Origin of the sequence: Streptomyces sp. NBC_01190 (genome assembly GCF_045039895.1) — a bacterium.
Classification (GTDB): domain Bacteria; phylum Actinomycetota; class Actinomycetes; order Streptomycetales; family Streptomycetaceae; genus Actinacidiphila.
The window spans coordinates 2,186,457-2,206,620 of record NZ_CP108580.1 but is presented as its reverse complement, the minus strand read 5'-3'; the positions used below and the strand labels follow the sequence as shown (position 1 = coordinate 2,206,620).

Below are 20,164 nucleotides of genomic sequence, written 5' to 3'. Positions count from 1 at the left end.
ACCAGTGCAATGATCAATCCCAGCGGGCCGCCCCGCCGGGACGGGCCCCGCCCCATCGGTCGGTCGGGCGTTCGGCAGATGAACGGCGCAGGAACGGAACGGCGCGGCACTCTTCCCGAGCGCTCCGCCGTACGGGACGCTCGAACGGCACAACACGACTGGCAAACGACTGGTAGGGGAGGCGCACAGTGGTCGACGCACACCAGACCTTCGTGATCGTCGGGGCGGGGCTCGCCGGGGCGAAGGCCGCGGAGACACTACGCTCCGAGGGATTCACCGGCCGGGTGATACTGATCGGCGACGAGCGCGACCACCCCTATGAACGCCCGCCCTTGTCCAAGGGCTATCTGACCGGCGGCGCGGCCCGCGACTCCGTCTTCGTGCAGCAGGCCGGCTGGTACGCGGAACACGACATCGAACTGCACCTCGGCCAGCCGGTGGTCCGGCTCGACCGCGCCGCCCACACCGTCACGCTCGGCGACGGCACCATCCTCCAGTACGACAAGCTGCTGCTCACCACCGGCGCCGAGCCGCGCCGGCTCGACATCCCCGGCACCGACCTGGCCGGCGTGCACCACCTGCGCAGGCTCGCGCACGCCGACCGGCTGAAGCGGGTGCTCAGCGGCCTCGGCCAGGAGAACGGGCATCTGGTGATCGCCGGGGCCGGCTGGATCGGCCTTGAGGTGGCCGCCGCCGCGCGGGGCTACGGCGCCGAGGTGACCGTCGTGGAGCCCGCCCCGACCCCGCTGCACTCCGTGCTCGGCCCCGAACTCGGCTCCGTCTTCACCGATCTGCACACCGAGCACGGCGTCCGCTTCGAGTTCGGCCGCCGGCTCACCGAGATCACCGGGCAGGACGGCATGGTGCTGAGCGCCATCACCGACGACGGCGAGGAGCACCCGGCGCACAACGTGCTGGCCGCGATCGGCGCCGCGCCGCGCGTCGCGCTCGCCGAGTCCGCCGGACTCACCCTGGCCGAGCGGGGCGGCGGCATCGCGGTGGACGCCTCGCTGCGCACCTCGGATCCGGATGTCTTCGCGGCCGGTGACGTGGCCAGTGCCCAGCACCCGCTGCTCGGGGAGAGGCTGCGGGTCGAGCACTGGGCCAACGCGCTGAACGGCGGTCCGGCCGCCGCCCGGGCCATGCTCGGCCACGAGGTGGCCTACGACCGGATCCCGTACTTCTTCTCCGACCAGTACGACCTGGGCCTGGAGTTCTCCGGACACGCCGCCCCCGGCGGATACGACCAGGTGGTGTGCCGCGGCGACGTCGGCAAGCGGGAGTTCATCGCCTTCTGGCTGCGGGAGGGCCGGGTGCTCGCCGGGATGAACGTGAACGTGTGGGATGTCACCGAATCCATCCAGCGGCTGATCCGCTCCGGCCATCGGGTGGACCCGGAGGCGCTCGCCGACCCCGCCGTCCCGCTCGACGGCCTCGGGTAGCCTCTTGCCTGGACTGACCAGGAAGGACACCCGCAGATGCGTACCGCTGTCGTACCCGTCGAGGAGATATTCGCCCTCCGCTGGGCGGTGCTCCGCACCGGATTGCCGCGGGAGACCGCGATCTACCCGGAGGACGCGCCCGCCGACACCTTTCATGTGGCGGTGTACGACGCCGGCGGTGACGTCAAGGGATGCGTGACCTTCTTCCCCGACCCGCTGCCCGGCGAGAGCGCCCCCGCCTACCGCTTCCGCGGCATGGGCAGCGCCCCCGAGGTCCGCGGGCAGGGATACGGCGCGGCGGCCCTCAACGCCGGTCTGCGGGAGGCCGCCGCCCGAGGCGCCGAAGTCGTCTGGTGCAACGGCCGCACCTCGGCGACCGGTTTCTACGAGCACCTGGGATTCACCGCGATCGGCGAGGAGTTCGTCCTCGAACCGAGCGGGCCGCACTACGTCTTCGTCACCAAGGACCTCGACCGATAGGGCGGCCCGCTCCGGGTCAGCGGCTGGCCAGCGAGAACGCCAGCAGTCCGGACGCGTCCATGTCCAGCGCGGGCTCCGAGCTCTGCCAGGACCGCACGTCGTCCACGTAGGTGCTGCCGTGGCCGGTGAAGGCGCTGTACGGGTCGCCGCTGGGCGGGCAGGGGCGCATGCCGTCGAGATAGTCACCGAGGCCGTCCGAGAACTGCTCGGAGCCGTTGGGCCCGTTGACGATCGCGCCGATCTCCAGGGGCCCGGTGCCGTTCAGGCTGCCCGCGAGGTTGCCCAGCTCACCGGCGGTGCACTCGGGGAAGGTCGTGCCCTCGCCGACCATGAAGGACGTGCCCCAGGCGTTGGCGCCGAGCAGCCAGTCCAACTGCTCGGTGGCGAAGGTGTCGTACGAGGAGTCGCCGGTCACCAAGCGGTAGAGCCGGGCGGTGGCCGCCAGACCCATCGTGTGCGAGTCCGCGTCGAAGTCGTCGTAGACCGCGCCCGCGTGGAACGGGTCGGCGGCCGCCCGCCGCTGCCCGGTGGCGAGCTGTCCCCGCACGTACCCGATGAGCTGCCGGTACGACACGGCCAGGCCCTTGGGCTCGCCGGCCGCCTTCAGCGCCCGCGCCAGGTCCAGGTCGGCGAGCGCGCTGGTGTCGTACATGTTCAGCGTGTCCGCGTCCGCCTCGCTCTGGTGGCCCTTGGCCCAGTGGGCGGCCTGCGTCAGCCACGCCGAGGCCCGGGGGTCACCGAGTTTCCTGGCGGCCAGGGCGAGTTCGGCGCCACCGAAGGCGAGGTCGTCCTGCCAGCTCGTCTCCGGGTAGTAGCCGTACGGGACGGTGGTCACCAGCTGACCCGGGCTGGTGTCGGCCAGGCCGTAGATCTGGGCGGCCGTGGCCAGGTAGCCGCGGGCCTTGGCGACGTCGGCGGTCCGGCCGGTGGCGGCGTAGCGCCGGGCGGCGAGCGCGAAGTCGGCGGCGAGCCGGCCGGCCTGGTTGGGGCTGATCAGCGAGCCGGGGGCGGCGGCCCGGAAGACGGGCCGGTTCGCCAGAAACCTCAGCGAGGGGTCGGCGGTGGCGGCGTTGGCAGCCTTGCCGGTGGTGGCAGCGGTGCCAGCCGTGGCGGCCTTGCCGGTGGTGCCGGTGGTGGCCGCCTTGCCGGTGGTGGCGATCGTGTCGTCGGCCTGCGGCAGCCGCCACACATCATGGTCGCCGACGACGCTGCCGCTCTCGGTCCCCGAGCCCAGGCCCACCTGGATGTAGAGCGTCCTGGTCTTCTGGTCCCACATCTTGTCCAGCCAGTCCAGGCCGTGCTGCGCCTCGGCGCCCAGCGCGGAGCCGGGCCCGGCACCGGTCTCCAGGGCGGCGATCTGGAGCGCGGCCACGGCATAGGACGTCGTCTCGGTGAACTTCAGATAATCGCCCGCGTCGAACCAGCCGCCCGCCACATCCACCGGCCCACCGATCTTCTTCGGCGCCGCCACGATGGTGTCGCTGTCCGGGTCGGTGAACTCCGGCCAGGCGTAGGCGTCGGCCGCGGCGTCGTTGAGGTGCGAGGGCTCGCGGCGCAACTGGCCGGGGATGGTGTCGGCGCCGTCCCGCTGTGCCTGGAAGAAGGCGGTGGCGTCGGCGGCCGGCTTGCTGAAGACGGCCGGCGCGTGGCCGATGGTGAAGACCGGCGAGTGACCGGCCGCGGTGCCGGTCACCACCAGGTGGTAGCTGCCGGGGGCCCGCACCGAGCTGAAGTCGATCGGGTAGACCGCCGGATAGGCCGCGTTCCAGCTCCCGACGCTCGCCTTGGTGCGGCCGGCCGCGACCACCCCGCCGCGGCCGTCGAGCAGCCGCCACCGGGCGCCCGCCACCGCCGACCTGGTCAGCACAAAGGCTTCCTTGGCGCCGCTCTCGGCGTATCCGACCTGATTGACCCGGACCAGGGCGGTGGTGTCCGCCGCCGCCGTCTGCGCCCCGTCGGTCAGCGACAGCGCGGACAGCAGCGCGGTGGCGGTCAGCCCGGTGGCGACGGCTTTGGTTCCATGTCGCAGCGGCATACGGGCGCGTCCCCTCGCCTCAATGTTAGGAAGGGTTCCTAACGAATCGCGAAGCTAGCCCCTGTCCGCCGCCGGGTCAATGCTCCGACCGGACCGGCACGTCCGACCTGGGCCGTAGACTTCACGCGTGGCAGGCAGGATCAGGGACGACGACGTGAAGGCGGTGCGTGACGCCGTCCCCATTGATGCCGTCGTCTCCGAATACCTCCAACTCAAACCCGCCGGCGGCGGCAACCTCAAGGGCCTGTGCCCCTTCCACGACGAGAAGTCGCCCTCCTTCCAGGTCAGCCCCACCAAGGGGCTTTACCACTGCTTCGGCTGCGGCGAGGGCGGGGACACCCTCGCCTTCGTGATGAAGCTGGACCATCTGACCTTCACCGAGGCCGTCGAGCGGCTGGCCGGCCGGTCCGGGATCACCCTGCGGTACGAGGAGGGCGGCCACGGCGCCACCCGGCAGCAGCAGGGCGAGCGCATCCGGCTGGTCGAGGCGCACCGGACGGCGGCGCTCTTCTACACCGAGCAACTCGGCTCCGCCGAGGCCGAGATCGGCCGGCGCTTCCTCGCCGAGCGCGGCTTCGAACAGACCGCGGCCGAGCACTTCGGGGTGGGCTACGCACCGGGCGGCTGGGACCACCTGGTGCGCTATCTGCGCGGCAAGGGCTTCTCCGACCGGGAGCTGATCGTCGCCGGGCTGGCCTCGGAGAGCCGCCGCGGCGGCGCGATCGACCGGTTCAGAGGGCGGTTGATCTGGCCGATCCGGGACATCACCGGCGAGGTGATCGGCTTCGGCGCCCGCAAGCTCCGCGAGGACGACCAGGGGCCGAAGTACCTCAACACCTCCGAGACGCCGCTGTACAAGAAGTCCCAGGTGCTCTACGGGATCGACCTGGCCAAGAAGGAGATCGCCAGGACCGGCCGGGCGGTCGTCGTCGAGGGCTACACCGACGTGATGGCCTGCCACCTCGCCGGGGTGACCGCCGCCATCGCCACCTGCGGCACCGCCTTCGGCGGCGAGCACATCAAGATCCTGCGCCGGCTGCTGATGGACAACTCCCGCTCGGAGGTGGTCTTCACCTTCGACGGTGACGAGGCAGGACAGCGGGCGGCGCTGCGCGCCTTCGAGGACGACCAGAAGTTCGCCGCCCGCACCTCGATCGCCATCACCCCCGGCGGTATGGACCCGTGCGAACTCCGGCTGGCCAAAGGCGACTCGGCGGTCGAGCAGGTGGTGGAAGGCCGCACCCCGCTCTTCGAGTTCGCGATCAGGTCGATGGTCGGGCAGTACGACCCGTCGTCGCCCGAGGGCCAGGCCGCGGCCCTGGAGGCGACCGCGCCGATCGTGGCGCGGATCAAGGACCAGGCCATCAGGCATCGTTACGCGGTGCTGCTGTCCGGCCTGCTCGGCTATGTGACCGACACCCAGTTCGTGGTCCAGCGGGTGTCCCGGCTGGCCCGCTGGGAGCACGAGCGCCGGCAGGGCCGCGGCCCGGCCGAGGCCCCCGGCCGGCCGGCCGATCCGCGCGGCCGCCGATCGGAGAACGGCTACGGCGCCGCTCCCTCCGACGACCGGCCGCCCGGACCGCGCGGACCCCGGCTCGACCTGCGCAGTCCCGCCCACCGGGTGGAACGGGAACTGCTGAAGATGGCCCTCCAGTACCCGCGGCTCGTCTCCCCGGCCTTCGACGCGTACGGCGAGGACGAGTTCACCGGCCCGCCCTACGCCGCGGTGCGGCGGACCATCGCCGCGGCGGGCGGCGTCGAGGCGGCCGACGACGAGTATCTGGTGCGGGTCCGCGAGACGGCGCCGGACGACGCGGTACGGATGATGGTCACCGAACTGGCGGTCGAGCCGGTGATGCACAAGGTGCCGGAGATCTACGCCGGCGAGGTGCTGGTCCGGGTCAGGATGCTCGCGGTGGAGCGCCGGATCGGCCAGGTGCACGCCGCCCAGGCCAGGCTCTCCGCGCAGGGCGGCGTCGCCGAGCAGGAAATGGCCGCGGTGCAGGGCGAGTTGTGGGCCCTCCAGCAGTACGGCCAGCGGTTGCGCGAGCAGGGCGCGGCGGCCCTCTGACCCGCACGGTCCTGGCGGGCTCGCCCGCGGCTCCTGCCGGGGACCAGGGCCGGGTCGCCTATGTCACGGGGCGGACCCGGCTGGTGACGTGGCGTGAAATAGCGTACGCACGCCCCTCGTGGCGGAGGTGTGTCGTGGGCCACACTGTTGGACGGCGTCCGGGGGTCTGGCGTTCGGAGCTCCGCGCACCGGCTCGGCCCCAGCCCGTCTCCGAGCCCAACGTCGCGCTCACCGCGGAGGTCGCTTCCGTGCAGACCCGAAGCCAGACCGAGGCCCAGAACCAGGTGCCCGCGTTCCCCGCGGTGGCCGAGCTGCTCGCGGGGGAGCACCGGACACGTCCGGCGGTGCCCGGCGGTGCGACGACGCCCTGGGCGCCCGTGGGCGCGACGGCGCCCCGGGCGCACCGACAGCGCGAGCAGGACGGGGGACCGGGGGTGGCCGACGCTTCGGAGGACGCTGCCCACAGCGGTGCCGGGGAGGGTGGCGAGAGCGGCGCCGAGCGCGGGCCGGAGGACGCGACCGACGACACGGATCCGCCGCCGGCCGACCTGGGGGCGCCGGCCGCGGGCAGCCGCCACGACAGCTCAGGACCCACCGCCGACCTCTTCCGCCAGTACCTCCGCGAGATCGGCCGTATTCCGCTGCTCACCGCCGAGGACGAGGTCGAGCTGGCCCGCAGGGTCGAGGCCGGCCTCTTCGCCGAGGAGAAGCTCGCCGCCTTCCCCGCCCTGGACTCACAGCTCGCCGTCGACCTCGACCGGCTGGTCGTCCTCGGCCGGATGGCCAAGCGCCGGCTGATCGAGGCCAACCTCCGGCTGGTGGTCTCGGTGGCGAAACGCTATGTCGGCCGCGGCCTGACCATGCTCGACCTGGTCCAGGAGGGCAACCTCGGACTGATCCGCGCGGTGGAGAAGTTCGACTACGCCCGCGGCTACAAGTTCTCCACCTACGCCACCTGGTGGATCCGCCAGGCGATGTCCCGCGCGCTCGCCGACCAGGCCCGCACCATCCGGGTGCCGGTGCACGTGGTCGAGCTGATCAACCGGGTGGTCCGGGTCCAGCGCCGCCTGCTCCAGGAGCGGGGCCATGAACCGAGCCACCAGGAGGTCGCCGCCCAGCTCGACCTGACCGGGGAGCGGGTCGGCGAGGTGCTGCGGCTCGCCCAGGAGCCGATGTCGCTGCACGCCCCGGTCGGCGAGGAGGACGACGTGTCGTTCGGCGACCTCATCGAGGACGGCGACGCCGCCTCACCGGTCGAGTCGGCGGCGTTCCTGCTGCTGCGCGAACACCTGGAGGCGGTCCTCTCCACCCTCGGCGAACGCGAGCGCAAAGTCGTGCAGTTGCGGTACGGGCTCGCCGACGGCCGCCCCCGCACGCTGGAGGAGATCGGCCGGATCTTCGGGGTGACCCGGGAGCGTATCCGGCAGATCGAGTCCAAGACGCTGGGCAAGCTCCGCGACCACGCCTTCGCCGATCAGCTCCGCGGCTACCTGGACTGACCTGCCCGGTGCGGGAGTTGGGCCGCCCGTCAGTGCCGAGTCCTGGCTGTGCGACGACTCCGCACGGGGTTCGCGACTCAGTGCTGCAATCGCGCGGCTCTTGCGCTAGCGTCCCTGGCGTGGGCGTGACGCCCCAGGATTTCCGAACGACGCACTGAGCAACGGGGAGGATTCACATGGCGATTCAGGGTGCTGACATCCAGCAACTGCGGGACCTTTCGAACAAGTTCAAGTCGGAAGCCGGCAACTTGAGCACGCTCATAGGCCACTTGCAGAGCGCGACCTCCAGCAGCGACGGCTACTGGAAGGGCCCGGCCGCGGACCGTTTCCGCAGCGAGTGGTCACAGCTCAAGCCGACCTTCGACAAGTTCGTCCAGACGCTGCACGACGCGGAGAAGTCCGCCAGCACCAGCGCGGACAACGTCGAGGCCGCTACTCGCTGAGCCATCCGCCGTAAAATCCGCCGAACCATCGGCTGAACCACCCGCACCGGCGCCGGCCGGTGAGGCCCGGGGGCCGGGTCCCGACAGGTTCGGGGCCCGGCCCCCCGGCGTTCGCCGGGTGACCGTCAGCCCAAGGCCGCCGCCTGGATCTGGAGCACCTCGCCGCCGCGGATCAGCAGGCCCCGGCCGGTCGGCCCGCCGCCCGCGTCCCTGGGCAGCCGGACATTGAACAGATCACCCTCCGAGGCGCCTTGGGGCGACAGCAGCAGACCGTTCCTGGACCGCCTGGCCTCCACCAGGAAACCGCGGTACTGCGACCCCATCTGGTCGGCGGATCCGGCCGCGATCAGCGCGTGCTCCCCGTCGAGACCGCTCTTGACGACCTCCTCGAGCGCGCTGTCCAGCGGTGTGTCGTAGAGGAGTTCGGCGTCGTCGACCACCACCACGTACGGCTGCTCCCCGGCCCGCGAGGTCAGCGCGGTGAGCTCGTCCCGGCCGGCGTCGGCGCCCAGCACCCCCAGCACTCCTGCGGCGCCCGCCAGTTCCCGCAGTGGCGAGCGGCGCGGCGTCACCAGGACGACCGGCACCCCGCCCGCCGTCAGGGTGCGGGTCGCGGCGATCAGTGTGGTGGAGCGCCCGGACTTCGGGGGGCCGGCGATCACGAAACCGGGCCCCGCCTCACGGAGATCGACCCCCATGGGCCGCAACTCGTCGCCGCCCACGCCGATCAGCGTCCACAGCGGCGACGGAGCGGTGAAGTCCGGTTCGAGCGCCATCGCCTCCGCGACCGTGATCCGGGGCGGCAGCGCGTCCACCCGCATCGGCCGCGTCGAGCGGGGCAGCCCCTCGGCGCGGGTGGCCGCCGCCCGCCCGATCCGCTGCAACGCCCCCACCTGGGCCTGACCGGCCGGCTCGGGCGCCAGCAGGGCGATCTGGCTCTCCTGGACGCCCTGCTCCGTCGGCCGCAACGCGCGTCCCGACGGCATGGCGTTCGGTATCTCGCGGGTGGTGAGACCGCCCATCGTGTAGTCGTTCTGATCGGCCATCCGCAGGATCAGCTTGTCCGCGAAGACCGAGGAGATCTGCCCGCCGAAACCCGACCGGTCCGCCGTCATGATCACCTTGAGCCCGGCGGCACCGCCCTCGCGGAACAGCCGGCCCGCCGCGTCCACCAGCGCGCCGTAGTTGTACGTCTCGAAGGTGGAGGTATAGCCCTCCCAGCCGTCGAGCAGCAGCACCATCCACGGCAGCCGCTCCTCGGGCGTGGCGGCCGTCGCCCGCTGCTCCGCCGCGCTCGACGCGCCCCGCATCGCCAGGAGTTGCTGCCGCCTGGCCACCTCGCCGGAGAGCCGGTCGAGCAGCCGGGTCAGCCGCTCGGGCTGATCGCGGGTGACGACGGCGCCGCAGTGCGGCAGCCCGACCAGCGGCAGCAATGCGTTGGCGCCGCAGTCGACGGCGTAGAGGTGGACGTCCCGCGGCGAGGTGTCCCGGGCCAGGGCGCCGGCTATCGTCCGCAGCGCGGTGGAGCGGCCGGAGCGCGGGCCGCCGACGATCAGCACGTGCTCGCCCTGCGCCAGGTCGACGGCGAGCGGCGCGCGGGCCTGCCGCGCCGGGAGGTCGGTGAGCCCGTACGCGATCGGCGGCACCTCACGGGCGGGGTCGCCGCCGGTGGCCGGCAGCGCGTCCACGGTGACCGTGGTGGGCAGCGGGTCGAGCCACGGCTTGCGCGGCGCCGCGAAGCCCATCAGGTTCGCGGCGGCCCCGATCGCGTCGACGAGCACCGCGAGGTCGGTGACCATGGTGGCGTCGCCGTCGCCGTCACCCTCCGGGCCGCGCGGCAGCGGCCGGCCGAGCGCGGACCAGCCCAGCGGCCGCACCCGCGCCCCGGCCCGCCGGCCGCCCGCCGCGGGCCGCCGCCCGCCGATCCGCGCGGACTGCACGCCGACCAGCGGCTGCGCGCCGGACCGTACGTAGGCGCGGCCCGGGGTCGACTCGGCGATGGACCCCGAGTCCCGCGCGTCGATGATGTCCAGGGAGTCGTCGGCGTTGGTGACCCGCAGCGCGATCCGCAGATTGGTGTTGGCGCGGATGTCGGCGCTGACCACACCGGCGGGCCGCTGGGTGGCCAGCACCAGATGCACCCCGAGCGAGCGGCCGCGGCGGGCGATGTCGACCAGGCCCGCGACGAAGTCCGGCAGTTCGCCGACGAGCGAGGCGAACTCGTCGATGATCAGCACCAGCCGGGGCATCGGTTCGAGCCCGGGACGGATCCGGCGGGTGTCGCCGTAGTCCTCGATGTCCTTGGTGCCCGCGGCGAAGAGGGTCCGCTCCCGGTGGTGCAGCTCGGCGGCGAGCGAGGCCAGGGCCCGTTCGGTCAGATGCGGGTCGAGGTCGCTGACCATGCCGACGGTGTGCGGGAGGCGGGCGCAGTCCTGGAAGGCGCTGCCGCCCTTGTAGTCGATGAGCACGAAGTTCAGGGCGTCCGGCCGGTTGGCGACGGCCAGCGAGGTGATCAGGGTCTGGAGCAGCTCCGACTTGCCCGCGCCGGTGGTGCCGGCCACCAGCGCGTGCGGTCCGTCCTTGCGGATGTCGAGCACGAAGGGGCCGTCCGCGCCCACCCCGATCGGCACCGCGGTGGTCGAGCCGCCCCGCTGCCAGACCGCCGCCACGTCCTGTCCCGTCGGGTCGGGCATACCCAGCAGATCGAGCAGCCGCGCCGAGGTGGGCAGCGCGCTGTCCGCGTCGTCCTGGCTGACGTCACGGACCGGCGCCAGCGAACGGGCCACCAACTGGCACCATTCGGCGCTGACCTGGTCGGCGAGGATGTCGCCGAGCCGTTCAAGACCGGCGCCGCGCAGGTGCACCCGGCCGGCGGACCGCGGCGACCAGCAGACGGCGACCCGTACCTCTTCCGGCAGCAGCCGTTCGTCGTCGTCCGTGCAGAGCGCGAAGATGCCGAAGCGCGGCCCCTCCTGGAGGAGCTTGGGGACGCCGGGCGTCCGGCGCAGCAGCCGCGCCCCGTCCAGCACGACCAGGACGTACGGGTCGGGCCGCAGTCGGCCGCCGCCACCTGTCGCCGCCGCGTCCTCCTCGCGGCGGCCGAGCTCCTGGAGGAGTTCGCCGACCCGGTGGTTGGTGGTCTCCTGGTCGGTGCCGATCAGCGCGGCGCACTTCTGCCCCTGCTGCGGAGCGAGGTGCGGCAGCCAGTGCGCCCAGCTCCAGGCGCTGTCGGCGTCGGGCGCTGACGACAGCACCACCATCGACAGGTCGCGCGGGCTGTGCAGCGCGGCGGCCTGGGCGACCAGCCAGCGGGCGGTGGCGAGCGTCCTGGACCGGTCACCGGTGACGCCGACGACGCCCAGCTCGGTGAAAGGCAGCGGCACCGGCACGTCGTGCACCAGCGGCGGTACGGGCGCCGGCGCGTCCTCGGCCACATGCCCCTTCGGCTGCAACTCGATGTCGGCCGGCAGGTCCGCCACCCCGATCCGCAGTCGCAGCGCGTCCGGATCGGTGATCCGCCGCTCCCAGAGCCGGCGGCGCGGTCCGGTGGCGAAGAGCAGGATCTCGCCCGCGTCGGGGAAGGCGGCCCGCCGCTCCCGCTGGTCGGCGAGCCGGGCGGCAGCCAAGTCGTCCTCATAAGCGGCCAGTTCGGCCTTGTACTGCTTCGCGGAGACCCGGGTCTTCTTCTTGCCGGCCCGTGAGTCGCTCACCCACTGGCCGATCAGCATGGCCGGACTCATCAGGCAGAACAGCAGCATGTAGACCTGATGGACCATCAGATACATGCCGAGGCCGAAGGCCAGCGGCACCACGGCCGCCATCATCTGGAACCGGGCGCCCTCGCCCTTCCCCGGCGGCCGCGGCACGTAGAGCCGGGCACGCGGCGGCAGCGACGACAGCCGCGGCGGCCGGTTGTAGGCGAGACCGCCCTCGCCCATCGCCGACAGATGTGCGTCGGGCGCACTCGGCCGGTCCAGTACCAGCACCGAGTCGCCCGCCTTCACCTGGGCACCGAGCGGCCATGGGCGCTCGCCGGCCAGCGGCTCGTTCTCCAGCGTCACCGGGACGCCGGGGTGCGCCGCGACCGTCACCCGTCCGTCGGCCGCGACCGACACCTTCACCGCCGTGGGGGCGAGGGCGTCGTCCGGCAGGGACACCGTGCAGCGCTGGCCGGAGCCGACCGCAGCGGTGCCGAGGTCAAGCCGGGCCACCCGTCCCGCGCCGGGTCCCGCGCACACCCGCAGCTCGTAGCGCCCGGTCGGCTCGCCGGCGCGCATGAACGGGCCGATCGAGTCGTCCACGGTGACGCGCATACCGTCCCGCAGTACGTCCGCGGCGCGGGCCGCCGGATCGCAGCGGACCCCGTCGGCCCACAAGGCGGGCTCGGCGCCGACCGTCCCGGGGACGGCCGGCGGCCCTGGAAACGGCAGCACGACCCTGTTCGCCTTGGGCGGCCCTGCGGCGCCCCCGGTCCCGACCGGCGCGGCCGCAAGCGCCCGCGCCACATCCCCGGCGGTGGTGGTGTCCTCCGCCGATACCAGGACGTCCTGCCCGTCCACGCCTTGCTGTACGACCGTCACGGTGATCCGCATGGGATGGCAACCTCCCCCGTCGGCCAATTCCTGGCCCGCCGCCCATTTTTCCCGTCCATAGGAGTATCAGCTCGGCGCAACTCCCGGACAGTCCCGGGGTGTCGCGGGACCGGGTCCGGGCGGGGGCCGCCGCCCGACCGACCGCCTCCCCAACTCGCCGATACGGGAGCGACTTTGACGCTCGGCGAACCGCCCGCGGGCCGTCCGGCGTCGTTCAGAGCGCGCCACCACCGGTCCGCCCGGTGACCGGACGCCTTTCGGGCCAAGGTGGTTGGGTTCCGGCCTGCGGTGAGCGAGGATGGCGCATGCTCGCGCGCCGATCGGGCGGCGGCTTGACACGGGGGCCGTGATGGGTGATTTCGCAGGAGTTGATCCGCAGCGCGTAAGGCAGTTGGCCGACCGCCTGAAGGATCTCGCCGACGCGCTCGACAAGGAGGGCGCGACGATCCGGCGCCTCTTCGCCGAGTGGAACGGGCAGCTCAACCAGGGCCTGCTCGCCCAGCAGGCCGCCCAGATCCACGACGACGCCAGGACCATGTCCCGCCGCGCCGACGAGGCGTTCACCATGCAGCACCAGCCGCGCTTCGTCGATCCCAACGGCCCGCACCCGGACTGGGTCACCATCCCCTGGGACATCAGCAAGATCAACACGACCGTCGAGGCACAGCAGGAGGCGGCCGAGCTCAAGCAGGCGATGGACAACCCGGACGACCCCCAGTCGCGGGCCACCATCGCCGAGGTCGCCCAGTCGCTCGCCGACCACCAGGACGACCCCGCCTACCTCCAGGCGTTCATGGCGGGCGGCGGCCTCGACCAGGCGGCGCGGGCCGCCCGCATCCTGCACGGCCAGGACGGCACCCACGACGGGGTCGTGCTCAGCAAGGACTCCGAGAAGATCCTCGCCGAGTTCGGCCAGGGCGTGGCGGCGGCCACCACGTTCGCCCAGCAGGGCCGGATCAGCCTGCCGCCCGACTACCTCAAGAAGCTGACCCAGCCGGCCGGCGGGGACATGTGGTCGGTCGGCATGCTCTTCAAGTACGGCCCTTCGGGCGCCGATTGGGACCCGACCGTGCTGTCCTCGGTGGGCGGCGCGATGCTCGACTGGCGCTCGAAGCAGCAGATGCGGCCCGGCTACTCCGCGCCGGATTTCAGCATCGGCAGTCCCGGTGGCTACGTCGAGGACAAGAACGCCTGGTACAAGTCGCTCGGTCTCGGCGTCGACTACCTCACCGTCGGATCCGACGCCGCGGCGGCCAACATCCCCGGCATCGACGCCAACGACCCCTCCCTCGCCCTGATGCGGCGGGTCAGCGAGAACGCGGACGCCTCCCGGCAGCTCCTCACCGGTCCGGACGGTGCCAACCACGCGAAGGAACTGGTCAGTTACACCTGGCAGACCCCCGGTCCGCAAGCCTTCGACGACGCCAAGTGGCCGGCCGCGGTCATCACCGCGGCCACCTTGGACCGCAAGGACCACGGGCAGCAGTCCGCCGAGGCCGCCGCGAACGTCGTCAACGCCGGAGCGGCCGAATACACCCTCGAAGGCAACCGGGACGACTACCAGAAGGAGCAGTACCCTGCCGTCCCCGCCGACCTCACCCACGCGCTGGCCCAGGTCTTCGCCGGGTACGTCCCCGACTTCGCCTACTCGACCGACGGCAAGAACGGCGACGGGGCCTACGCGATCCAGCCGGACGGCGACGGCCCCTTCATGATCCACGCCAGCCGCGACACCATGCGGGACTTCCTCAGCGAGGTGATGCGGAACCACGCCGACGGCGACAACGTGGTGAACGCGGTCAACGCCCAGGTCGCGCTGACCTTCGCCCGGGATTCGGACAGCCAGCAGGCGCAGGCGTATCTGTCCAACCTGGCGGAGCTGCGCGGCGAGGTGTCGGTGGCGGGCACCAAGGTGGACTACGACGCGGCCGCCAGGACCGACGCCGACCATCTCAACGAGATCAAGTGGCTGAACGCGGTGGGCGGTTTCGTGGCCAGCGTGCCCACCAACAACGTGCCCGCCGACTTCGTGAAAGCCGCGATCTGGGGCGGCCTCCCCATCGCCAGTGCCGCCTTCTCGACCGGCAACGCCGCCACCGTGGACACCGACGCGCAGGTCACCGTCTTCGACGACTACGCGCAGATGCGGGTCTCCGTCGTGCAGGGACTGGTGGCCTCCGGCAGGATCCAGCCGCCGCCCAACCACCCCGAGTGGTCCGGCGGCACCATCACCTTCCGGCCCGGCAGCCACGACCAGCAGGACTTCGAGGGCTGGTGGACCGGGATCGCGCAGCGCGACCCAGAGGTGGAGAACATCTACAAGACCACCATGGGCAACGGCTTCGACCTGGGCGCGGGGCGTTTCCGCTCCAGCTAGGGCCGTCGCGGCCGGCCGGGTCCGATCTGTTCGGGCCCCTCTTCCCCTCTTCCCCTCTGCCCCGTCCGATCCGTCCGATCCGTCCGATCCGTCCTCCCTTCCACCCCGTCCGAGCGGCCGCTCCCGCCGCTCCGTATCCGAAAGGCACCTCCGAATGATCCTGCGCAAGTCGCTGGCCGGCCTGGCTGTCGCGCTGCTCGCGGGCGCCGCCGTCGCCTGCGGCGGATCGGGCGGCGGCGGTCACGGCCACGGCGGCCATGGCGGCAAGGGGGACGGCGGTAGCTGGGCGCCCCTCGCCAAGGGCCAGGCCGCCCAGGTGCTGGACTTCTCGGCCGGCGGCCGAGACGCCGGCACCCGGCAGGTGGCGTTCTACGGCTTCAGCGGCAGCCCGGCCGGCCTGACGACCGCCGCCGACGGCAGTGTCTACGGCCTCGGGCAGAAGCTGATCAGGCTGGAGCCGGACCGGAAGGTCGCCGTGGTGACGGCCGCGTCCGACGCCGAGGACCGCGTCTCCGGCGTCGTCGCGCTGCCCGACGGCTCCCTCGTCGTCGGCGTCGGCAGCCAGGTGAAGAAGATCGCCCCGGGCGGCGTGACCACGGTCCTGGCCGGCGCCGCCGGGGCGGCCCGCGCGTCCGGCGCCCCCGTGCCGGCCTCGGCCGCCGCGGCCGGATTCTCCTTCGCCGCCACCCCGAGCCCGGTCGGTGTCGGCCGGGACGGAGCGGTGCTGATCACGGACGAGGACGTCCTGTGGTCGCTCGACAACGGCACCCTGAAGCGGCTGTACCGCATCACCGGCAAGGGCCCGGACGCGCTGCCGCTGCGACTGGGCCCGGAGAGCGCCGTGGACGGGTCGGGCACCGCCTACCTCACCCCGGAGGAGCTGGGGCCGCGCGTTCCCGGGCTGCTCGAAGACGTGCTGGCTGTCAGTCCTGACGGCGTACTGAGCAAGCCGCTGGTCCCGGCGCGGATCGCCGGGCTGCCGGGAGCGGCCGCCAAGCTCAATGTGCGGTGGCTGGCCGGCGACGGCGCGGACGGCGTCTTCGCCCAGGTCTACGACCCGTCGGGCGGCAATGGCGCCGTCGTCCATCTGCACGCGGGCCGGGCCGACCTGGTCGCCCATGAGAACGAGGGCGCCGGCGCCGCGAAGCCCTGCCGGATCCCGAAGCCGGTCGACGCGCTCCACCTGCCCTGCCCGCTTCCCGGCGCCATGGCCTACCGGTCGGGCAGCCTCTTCCTCGGCGGCCTGACGGACTACGTGCTCCAGATCCGCGTCTCCTGACCCGTACCGCCCGACCCGCCCGACCCGCCCGTACCGTCCCGACCTGGCCCGTACCGCCCGAGCACCCCGGCGACGCGACCGGCCGACCCGTACCGCCAGAACCCCGTACCCGCCCGACTCCGGACCCGTAGGGAATCCCGTGCCCGTACCCACAGAAGACCGGCTCGACTACCAGTGCCGTCAGGACATGCGGCAGATCGAGACCTCGGTCGCCACCATCCGCGCCGCGTTGCAGAAGGTCACCGACCTGATGGGCGCCGACACCTGGGTCGGCGACGCCGCCGACCGCTGGGCCACCGACTTCACCGGCCGCAAGAACGCGCTCAGCCGGCTCTTCGACTCCTACCCCGCCGAGGAGCAGCGCCTCATCACCAAGGCGCAGCAGGACCAGGCGAAGCTCAACAACCCCGGCCACACCGGCTCCTGACGGCCCCGCTACCCCTCCGGGACCGGTGGCCGGACCGGCCCGGCGGGCCCGGCCAGCGCCACCCGGTGCGGGTCGTCCGGCCAGTAGCGGACCGGGACCGCCCAGCCCACCTGGGGCAGGGCGGTCAGCGGGAACCTCTCGGTGGTCCACGTCTCGAAGGACGCGCCGCCGTCCGGGGGCGTCACGGTGAGCGTGACCGCCACCTTGACCCGGCCCGCGTCCCTGACCGGGCCGCGCGGGTCGAGCACCGTGATGACGGCCTGGGCGGCGGTCCCGCGCGCCAGCAGCCTCTTGCGGCGGGCGTCGAGGACGAGCACCGTGACGAGGGCGATCAGCAGCCCGGCGGCCAGCAGACCGCCCATGATCCACAGGGCGTGCACCGACTGATCCCGGCACCCGCCGTCCCCCGCGGCGCAGCCACCGTGCGGATCCACGTACGCGATGAGCATCACGGCTTCCCCGTACCCGGGTCCGGGCGGTCCGACGCGCGGGCGGGGGCGGTCACTTGGGCGCGAGGACGATCCAGGTCCGGCCGGGACGCAGCGGCACCGTGCGGCCGTTCAGGGTGTAGGAGGTCCCGGACGTCGCCGCGGGGCGGTCCCACCGCACCGTGTACGAGCGGCCGCCGCGCAGCAGCTCGGCCGTACCGCTGCCGACGGTCTGGGAGAACGGTACGAAGCCGGTACGGCTGTGGAAGCGGGACTCCTTGACGGTGACCCGCTGGATGATCACATTGTCGGCCGTCCACGGCGACTGCGTGCCGTCCATGGCCACCCGGTACCGCGACCCGTTCCAGGTGAAGGTGAAGCGCGCGGCGGGCATCGAGGCCGAGGCGGCGGTGGCCGGCGTGCCGCCCGGGGGCGTCGCCGCGGCGAAGCGCAGCCCGATGCTCTTGGCCACCCCGGCCTGGTCGGCGAGGCCCGCCGGGTGGATGTACTCGTTGTGCGGGGCGGGCCGGTCCGGGTTGCGGAAGAAGTTCTTCGTCCCGGTCTTAGCGACGATGTCGGAACTGTTCTTCAGGACCGGCAGCAGTTCGCTCTGGGCGCCGGAGAAGGCGAGCGCCGGGTGGTTGTACTCGGTGAGGATCTGGAGGTCGGTCTCGCGGGCGCTGCGGACGGGACCGATCACCGGCGGCAGGTGCTTGGTGTCGAAGACCGCCATCAGCCGGGAGAGGCCGCCCTCGACCTCGATGGCGTAGACGAGGTCCGCGCTGTTGAGCCCGGTCTGCGGGCGGGCCGCGGCCACGTTGTCGACCTTCACGGCAAGCACCCTGCCCGCCGCGCCCGGCTCACCGGTGAGCACGGACGCCGTGGGACGGGACGTGGCGGTGGTCGGGGACGGGGTGGGACTCGCGGTGCCGCCGTGGCCGCCGGAGCCGGTGCATCCGGCGGCCATTCCCAGCGCGAGCGCCCCCGCGACGCCTGCTCCTATCGCGTGCCGTCTTCTCATCGCTGCTCCCGCAATCCCGAGCGCGTCAACATGGCGGTCGCCATCACTCCATGGTGAACCCGGTGGGCCGGGTTGTCCTCGGGCGGAGCGCGCACGGGGGAGGGCACACGAACGGCCCATCGCGGGGGTCTCCGTGGCGGATCAGTCGACCTCCACCACCGCCTGCGCGAACTGCGCCGCGTACAGCCGGGCGTACGCCCCTTGCGCCGCGAGCAGTTCCGCGTGCGTGCCCTGCTCCACGATCGCGCCGGACTCCATCACCAGGATGACATCGGCGTCCCGGATGGTGGACAGCCGGTGCGCGATGACGAAACTGGTCCGGCCGTGGCTGAGCTGGGCCATCGCCCGCTGGATCAGTACCTCCGTCCGGGTGTCGACCGAGCTGGTCGCCTCGTCCAGGACCAGGATCACCGGATCGGAGAGGAACGCCCGGGCGATGGTGATGAGCTGCTTCTCGCCCGCGCTCACCCCGGCGCCCTCGTCGTCGATCACCGTGTCGTACCCGTCCGGCAGGGTACGGATGAAACGGTCCGCGTGCGCCGCCCGGGCCGCCGCCTCGATGTCCGCGCGGGTGGCCCCGTCGCTGCCGTAGCCGATGTTCTCCGCGATGGTCCCGCCGAAGAGCCAGGTGTCCTGGAGCACCATCCCTATCGAGGAGCGCAGCTCCTCCCGGGACATCACCGAGATGTCGGTGCCGTCGAGCGTGATCCGCCCGCCGGACACCTCGTAGAACCGCATCAGCAGATTGACCAGGGTGGTCTTGCCGGCCCCGGTCGGGCCGACGATCGCCACCGTGTGGCCGGGCTCCACCGTCAGCGACAGGTTCTCGATGAGCGGCCGCTCCGGTTCGTAGCGGAAGGCCACCTCCTCAAGGGCCACCCGGCCGCGCACCTCGGCCGGCCGGGCCGGTACCGAAGGCTCGTCCGACTGCTCGTTGGCGTCGAGGAGTTCGAAGACCCGCTCGGCCGAGGCGACCCCGGACTGGATCAGGTTCGCCATGCTCGCCACCTGCGTCAACGGCTGGCTGAACTGCCGCGAGTACTGCACGAAGGCCTGCACATCACCGATGGACAGCGCGCCCGACGCCACCCGCAGCCCGCCGATCACCGCGACCAGCACATAGTTGAGGTTGCCGATGAACATCATCATCGGCTGGATGGTGCCGGAGATGAACTGCGCCCGGAAACCGGTCCGGAACAGCGCCTCGTTCTCCCGCTCGAAGATCTCCGCGGACTCCTTGGCCCGGCCGAAGACCTTCACCAGCGCATGCCCGGTGTACATCTCCTCGATGTGCGCGTTGAGCACCCCGGTGGTCTTCCACTGCTGCACGAACTGCGGCTGCGCCCGCTTGCCCACCCGGGTCGCCACCAGCAGCGTGACCGGCACGGTCACCAGCGCGACCAGCGCCAGCAGCCAGGAGATCCAGAACATCATCGCCAGCACGCCGATGATCGTCAGCAGCGAGTTGACGAGCTGGCCCATCGTCTGCTGGAGGCTCTGACCGATGTTGTCTATGTCGTTGGTGGCCCGGCTGAGCACCTCGCCGCGCGGCTGCTGGTCGAAGTACGACAGCGGCAGCCGGGACAGCTTGGCCTCCACGTCGCCCCGCAGCCGGTAGACCGTCCGGTTGATGACCCGGGTGGCGCAGCGCATCTGGAAGACGCTCAGCACCGAGGCCACCAGATACACCCCGAGGGCCAGCATCAGCACGTTCGCGATGGCGTGGAAGTCCATCCCCTGGCCGGGGGTGAAGTCGATGCCGGAGAGCACGTCGGCGATCTTGTCCCGGCCGTGCGCCCGCAGCGAGTCGAGCGCCTCCCGCTTGGAGCCGCCGCTGATCTGCCGGCCGATCACCCCGGCGAAGATCAGGTCGGTGGCGTGGCCCAGGATGCGCGGCCCGGTCACCGCGAGCGACACGCTCACGACGCCGAGCGCCAGCATCAGCCAGAGAAAGAAGCGGTCCGGCCGCATCAGGCCGATCAGCCGCTTCAGCGAGCCGGTGAAGTCCATCGACCGCTCGACCGGGCCGCCGCCCATGAAGCGGGCCGGACCGCCCATCGGACGCGGCGG

General features: G+C 72.5%; 13 protein-coding genes. 8 read left to right on the top strand and 5 right to left on the bottom strand.

Annotated elements, in window-relative coordinates; translation table 11 throughout:
- Positions 1-188: 188 nt before the first annotated feature.
- Both OG519_RS09395 and OG519_RS09390 read left to right on the top strand, forming a co-directional pair.
- Positions 189-1,442, top strand: coding sequence for an NAD(P)/FAD-dependent oxidoreductase (locus OG519_RS09395; RefSeq protein WP_405581154.1), 1,254 nt, complete (start codon positions 189-191; stop codon positions 1,440-1,442).
- 36 nt (positions 1,443-1,478) lie between these two features.
- Positions 1,479-1,922, top strand: a complete 444-nt coding sequence (locus tag OG519_RS09390) for a GNAT family N-acetyltransferase (protein WP_405581152.1) — start codon at positions 1,479-1,481, stop codon at positions 1,920-1,922.
- A 16-nt stretch (positions 1,923-1,938) separates the two neighbouring features.
- Here the strand turns inward: OG519_RS09390 and OG519_RS09385 are convergent, their stop codons facing one another.
- Entirely contained in the window at positions 1,939-3,957 is a 2,019-nt protein-coding gene (locus OG519_RS09385; RefSeq protein WP_405581149.1) for a glycoside hydrolase family 9 protein, read from the bottom strand.
- A 127-nt stretch (positions 3,958-4,084) separates the two neighbouring features.
- Here OG519_RS09385 and dnaG point away from each other — a divergent pair, with 127 nt between their 5' ends.
- The 3 genes from dnaG to OG519_RS09370 all read left to right on the top strand — a co-directional run bounded on the left by dnaG (position 4,085) and on the right by OG519_RS09370 (position 7,970).
- Positions 4,085-6,028, top strand: coding sequence for a DNA primase (dnaG, locus tag OG519_RS09380; protein WP_405581146.1), 1,944 nt, complete (start codon positions 4,085-4,087; stop codon positions 6,026-6,028).
- Between the two features lie 134 nt (positions 6,029-6,162).
- A complete protein-coding gene (locus tag OG519_RS09375; protein ID WP_405581143.1) occupies positions 6,163-7,527 on the top strand; it encodes an RNA polymerase sigma factor in 1,365 nt (454 codons plus the stop codon).
- Positions 7,528-7,703: 176 nt separating this feature from the next.
- A complete protein-coding gene (locus OG519_RS09370) occupies positions 7,704-7,970 on the top strand; it encodes a WXG100 family type VII secretion target (RefSeq protein WP_405581140.1) in 267 nt (88 codons plus the stop codon).
- A 125-nt stretch (positions 7,971-8,095) separates the two neighbouring features.
- Here the strand turns inward: OG519_RS09370 and OG519_RS09365 are convergent, their stop codons facing one another.
- Positions 8,096-12,562: an FtsK/SpoIIIE domain-containing protein gene (locus tag OG519_RS09365; protein WP_405581138.1), complete on the bottom strand. Its 4,467-nt coding sequence runs from the start codon at positions 12,560-12,562 to the stop codon at positions 8,096-8,098.
- A gap of 349 nt (positions 12,563-12,911) precedes the next feature.
- Between OG519_RS09365 and OG519_RS09360 the strand changes: the two genes are divergently transcribed.
- From OG519_RS09360 to OG519_RS09350, 3 genes are all read left to right on the top strand, one after another.
- Positions 12,912-14,939, top strand: coding sequence for a hypothetical protein (locus tag OG519_RS09360; RefSeq protein ID WP_405581135.1), 2,028 nt, complete (start codon positions 12,912-12,914; stop codon positions 14,937-14,939).
- A gap of 154 nt (positions 14,940-15,093) precedes the next feature.
- Positions 15,094-16,218 (top strand): hypothetical protein, encoded by a 1,125-nt coding sequence (locus OG519_RS09355; protein ID WP_405581132.1) that lies wholly within the window; start codon positions 15,094-15,096, stop codon positions 16,216-16,218.
- A 139-nt stretch (positions 16,219-16,357) separates the two neighbouring features.
- Entirely contained in the window at positions 16,358-16,645 is a 288-nt protein-coding gene (locus OG519_RS09350; RefSeq protein ID WP_405581130.1) for a hypothetical protein, read from the top strand.
- An 8-nt stretch (positions 16,646-16,653) separates the two neighbouring features.
- Here OG519_RS09350 and OG519_RS09345 read toward each other — a convergent pair whose 3' ends face one another.
- From OG519_RS09345 to OG519_RS09335, 3 genes are all read right to left on the bottom strand, one after another.
- On the bottom strand, positions 16,654-17,094 hold the full coding sequence (locus tag OG519_RS09345) for a hypothetical protein (protein WP_405581127.1): 441 nt from the start codon (positions 17,092-17,094) through the stop codon (positions 16,654-16,656).
- A 52-nt stretch (positions 17,095-17,146) separates the two neighbouring features.
- Complete coding sequence (locus OG519_RS09340) at positions 17,147-18,094, bottom strand: DUF3048 domain-containing protein (protein ID WP_405581124.1); 948 nt, start codon at positions 18,092-18,094, stop codon at positions 17,147-17,149.
- 141 nt (positions 18,095-18,235) lie between these two features.
- On the bottom strand, positions 18,236-20,152 hold the full coding sequence (locus OG519_RS09335; RefSeq protein WP_405592590.1) for an ABC transporter ATP-binding protein: 1,917 nt from the start codon (positions 20,150-20,152) through the stop codon (positions 18,236-18,238).
- Between the last annotated feature and the right edge of the window lie 12 nt (positions 20,153-20,164).

Excerpts from the sequence above, each read along its gene's own strand:
- OG519_RS09390 (WP_405581152.1), top strand. The coding sequence starts at position 1,479 with ATGCGTACCGCTGTCGTACCCGTCGAGGAGATATTCGCCCTCCGCTGG.
- OG519_RS09385 (WP_405581149.1), bottom strand. The coding sequence starts at position 3,957 with ATGCCGCTGCGACATGGAACCAAAGCCGTCGCCACCGGGCTGACCGCC.
- OG519_RS09370 (WP_405581140.1), top strand. The coding sequence starts at position 7,704 with ATGGCGATTCAGGGTGCTGACATCCAGCAACTGCGGGACCTTTCGAAC.
- OG519_RS09365 (WP_405581138.1), bottom strand. The coding sequence starts at position 12,562 with ATGCGGATCACCGTGACGGTCGTACAGCAAGGCGTGGACGGGCAGGAC.
- OG519_RS09360 (WP_405581135.1), top strand. The coding sequence starts at position 12,912 with ATGGGTGATTTCGCAGGAGTTGATCCGCAGCGCGTAAGGCAGTTGGCC.
- OG519_RS09355 (WP_405581132.1), top strand. The coding sequence starts at position 15,094 with ATGATCCTGCGCAAGTCGCTGGCCGGCCTGGCTGTCGCGCTGCTCGCG.
- OG519_RS09345 (WP_405581127.1), bottom strand. The coding sequence starts at position 17,094 with ATGCTCATCGCGTACGTGGATCCGCACGGTGGCTGCGCCGCGGGGGAC.
- OG519_RS09340 (WP_405581124.1), bottom strand. The coding sequence starts at position 18,094 with ATGAGAAGACGGCACGCGATAGGAGCAGGCGTCGCGGGGGCGCTCGCG.
- OG519_RS09335 (WP_405592590.1), bottom strand. The coding sequence starts at position 20,152 with ATGGGCGGTCCGGCCCGCTTCATGGGCGGCGGCCCGGTCGAGCGGTCG.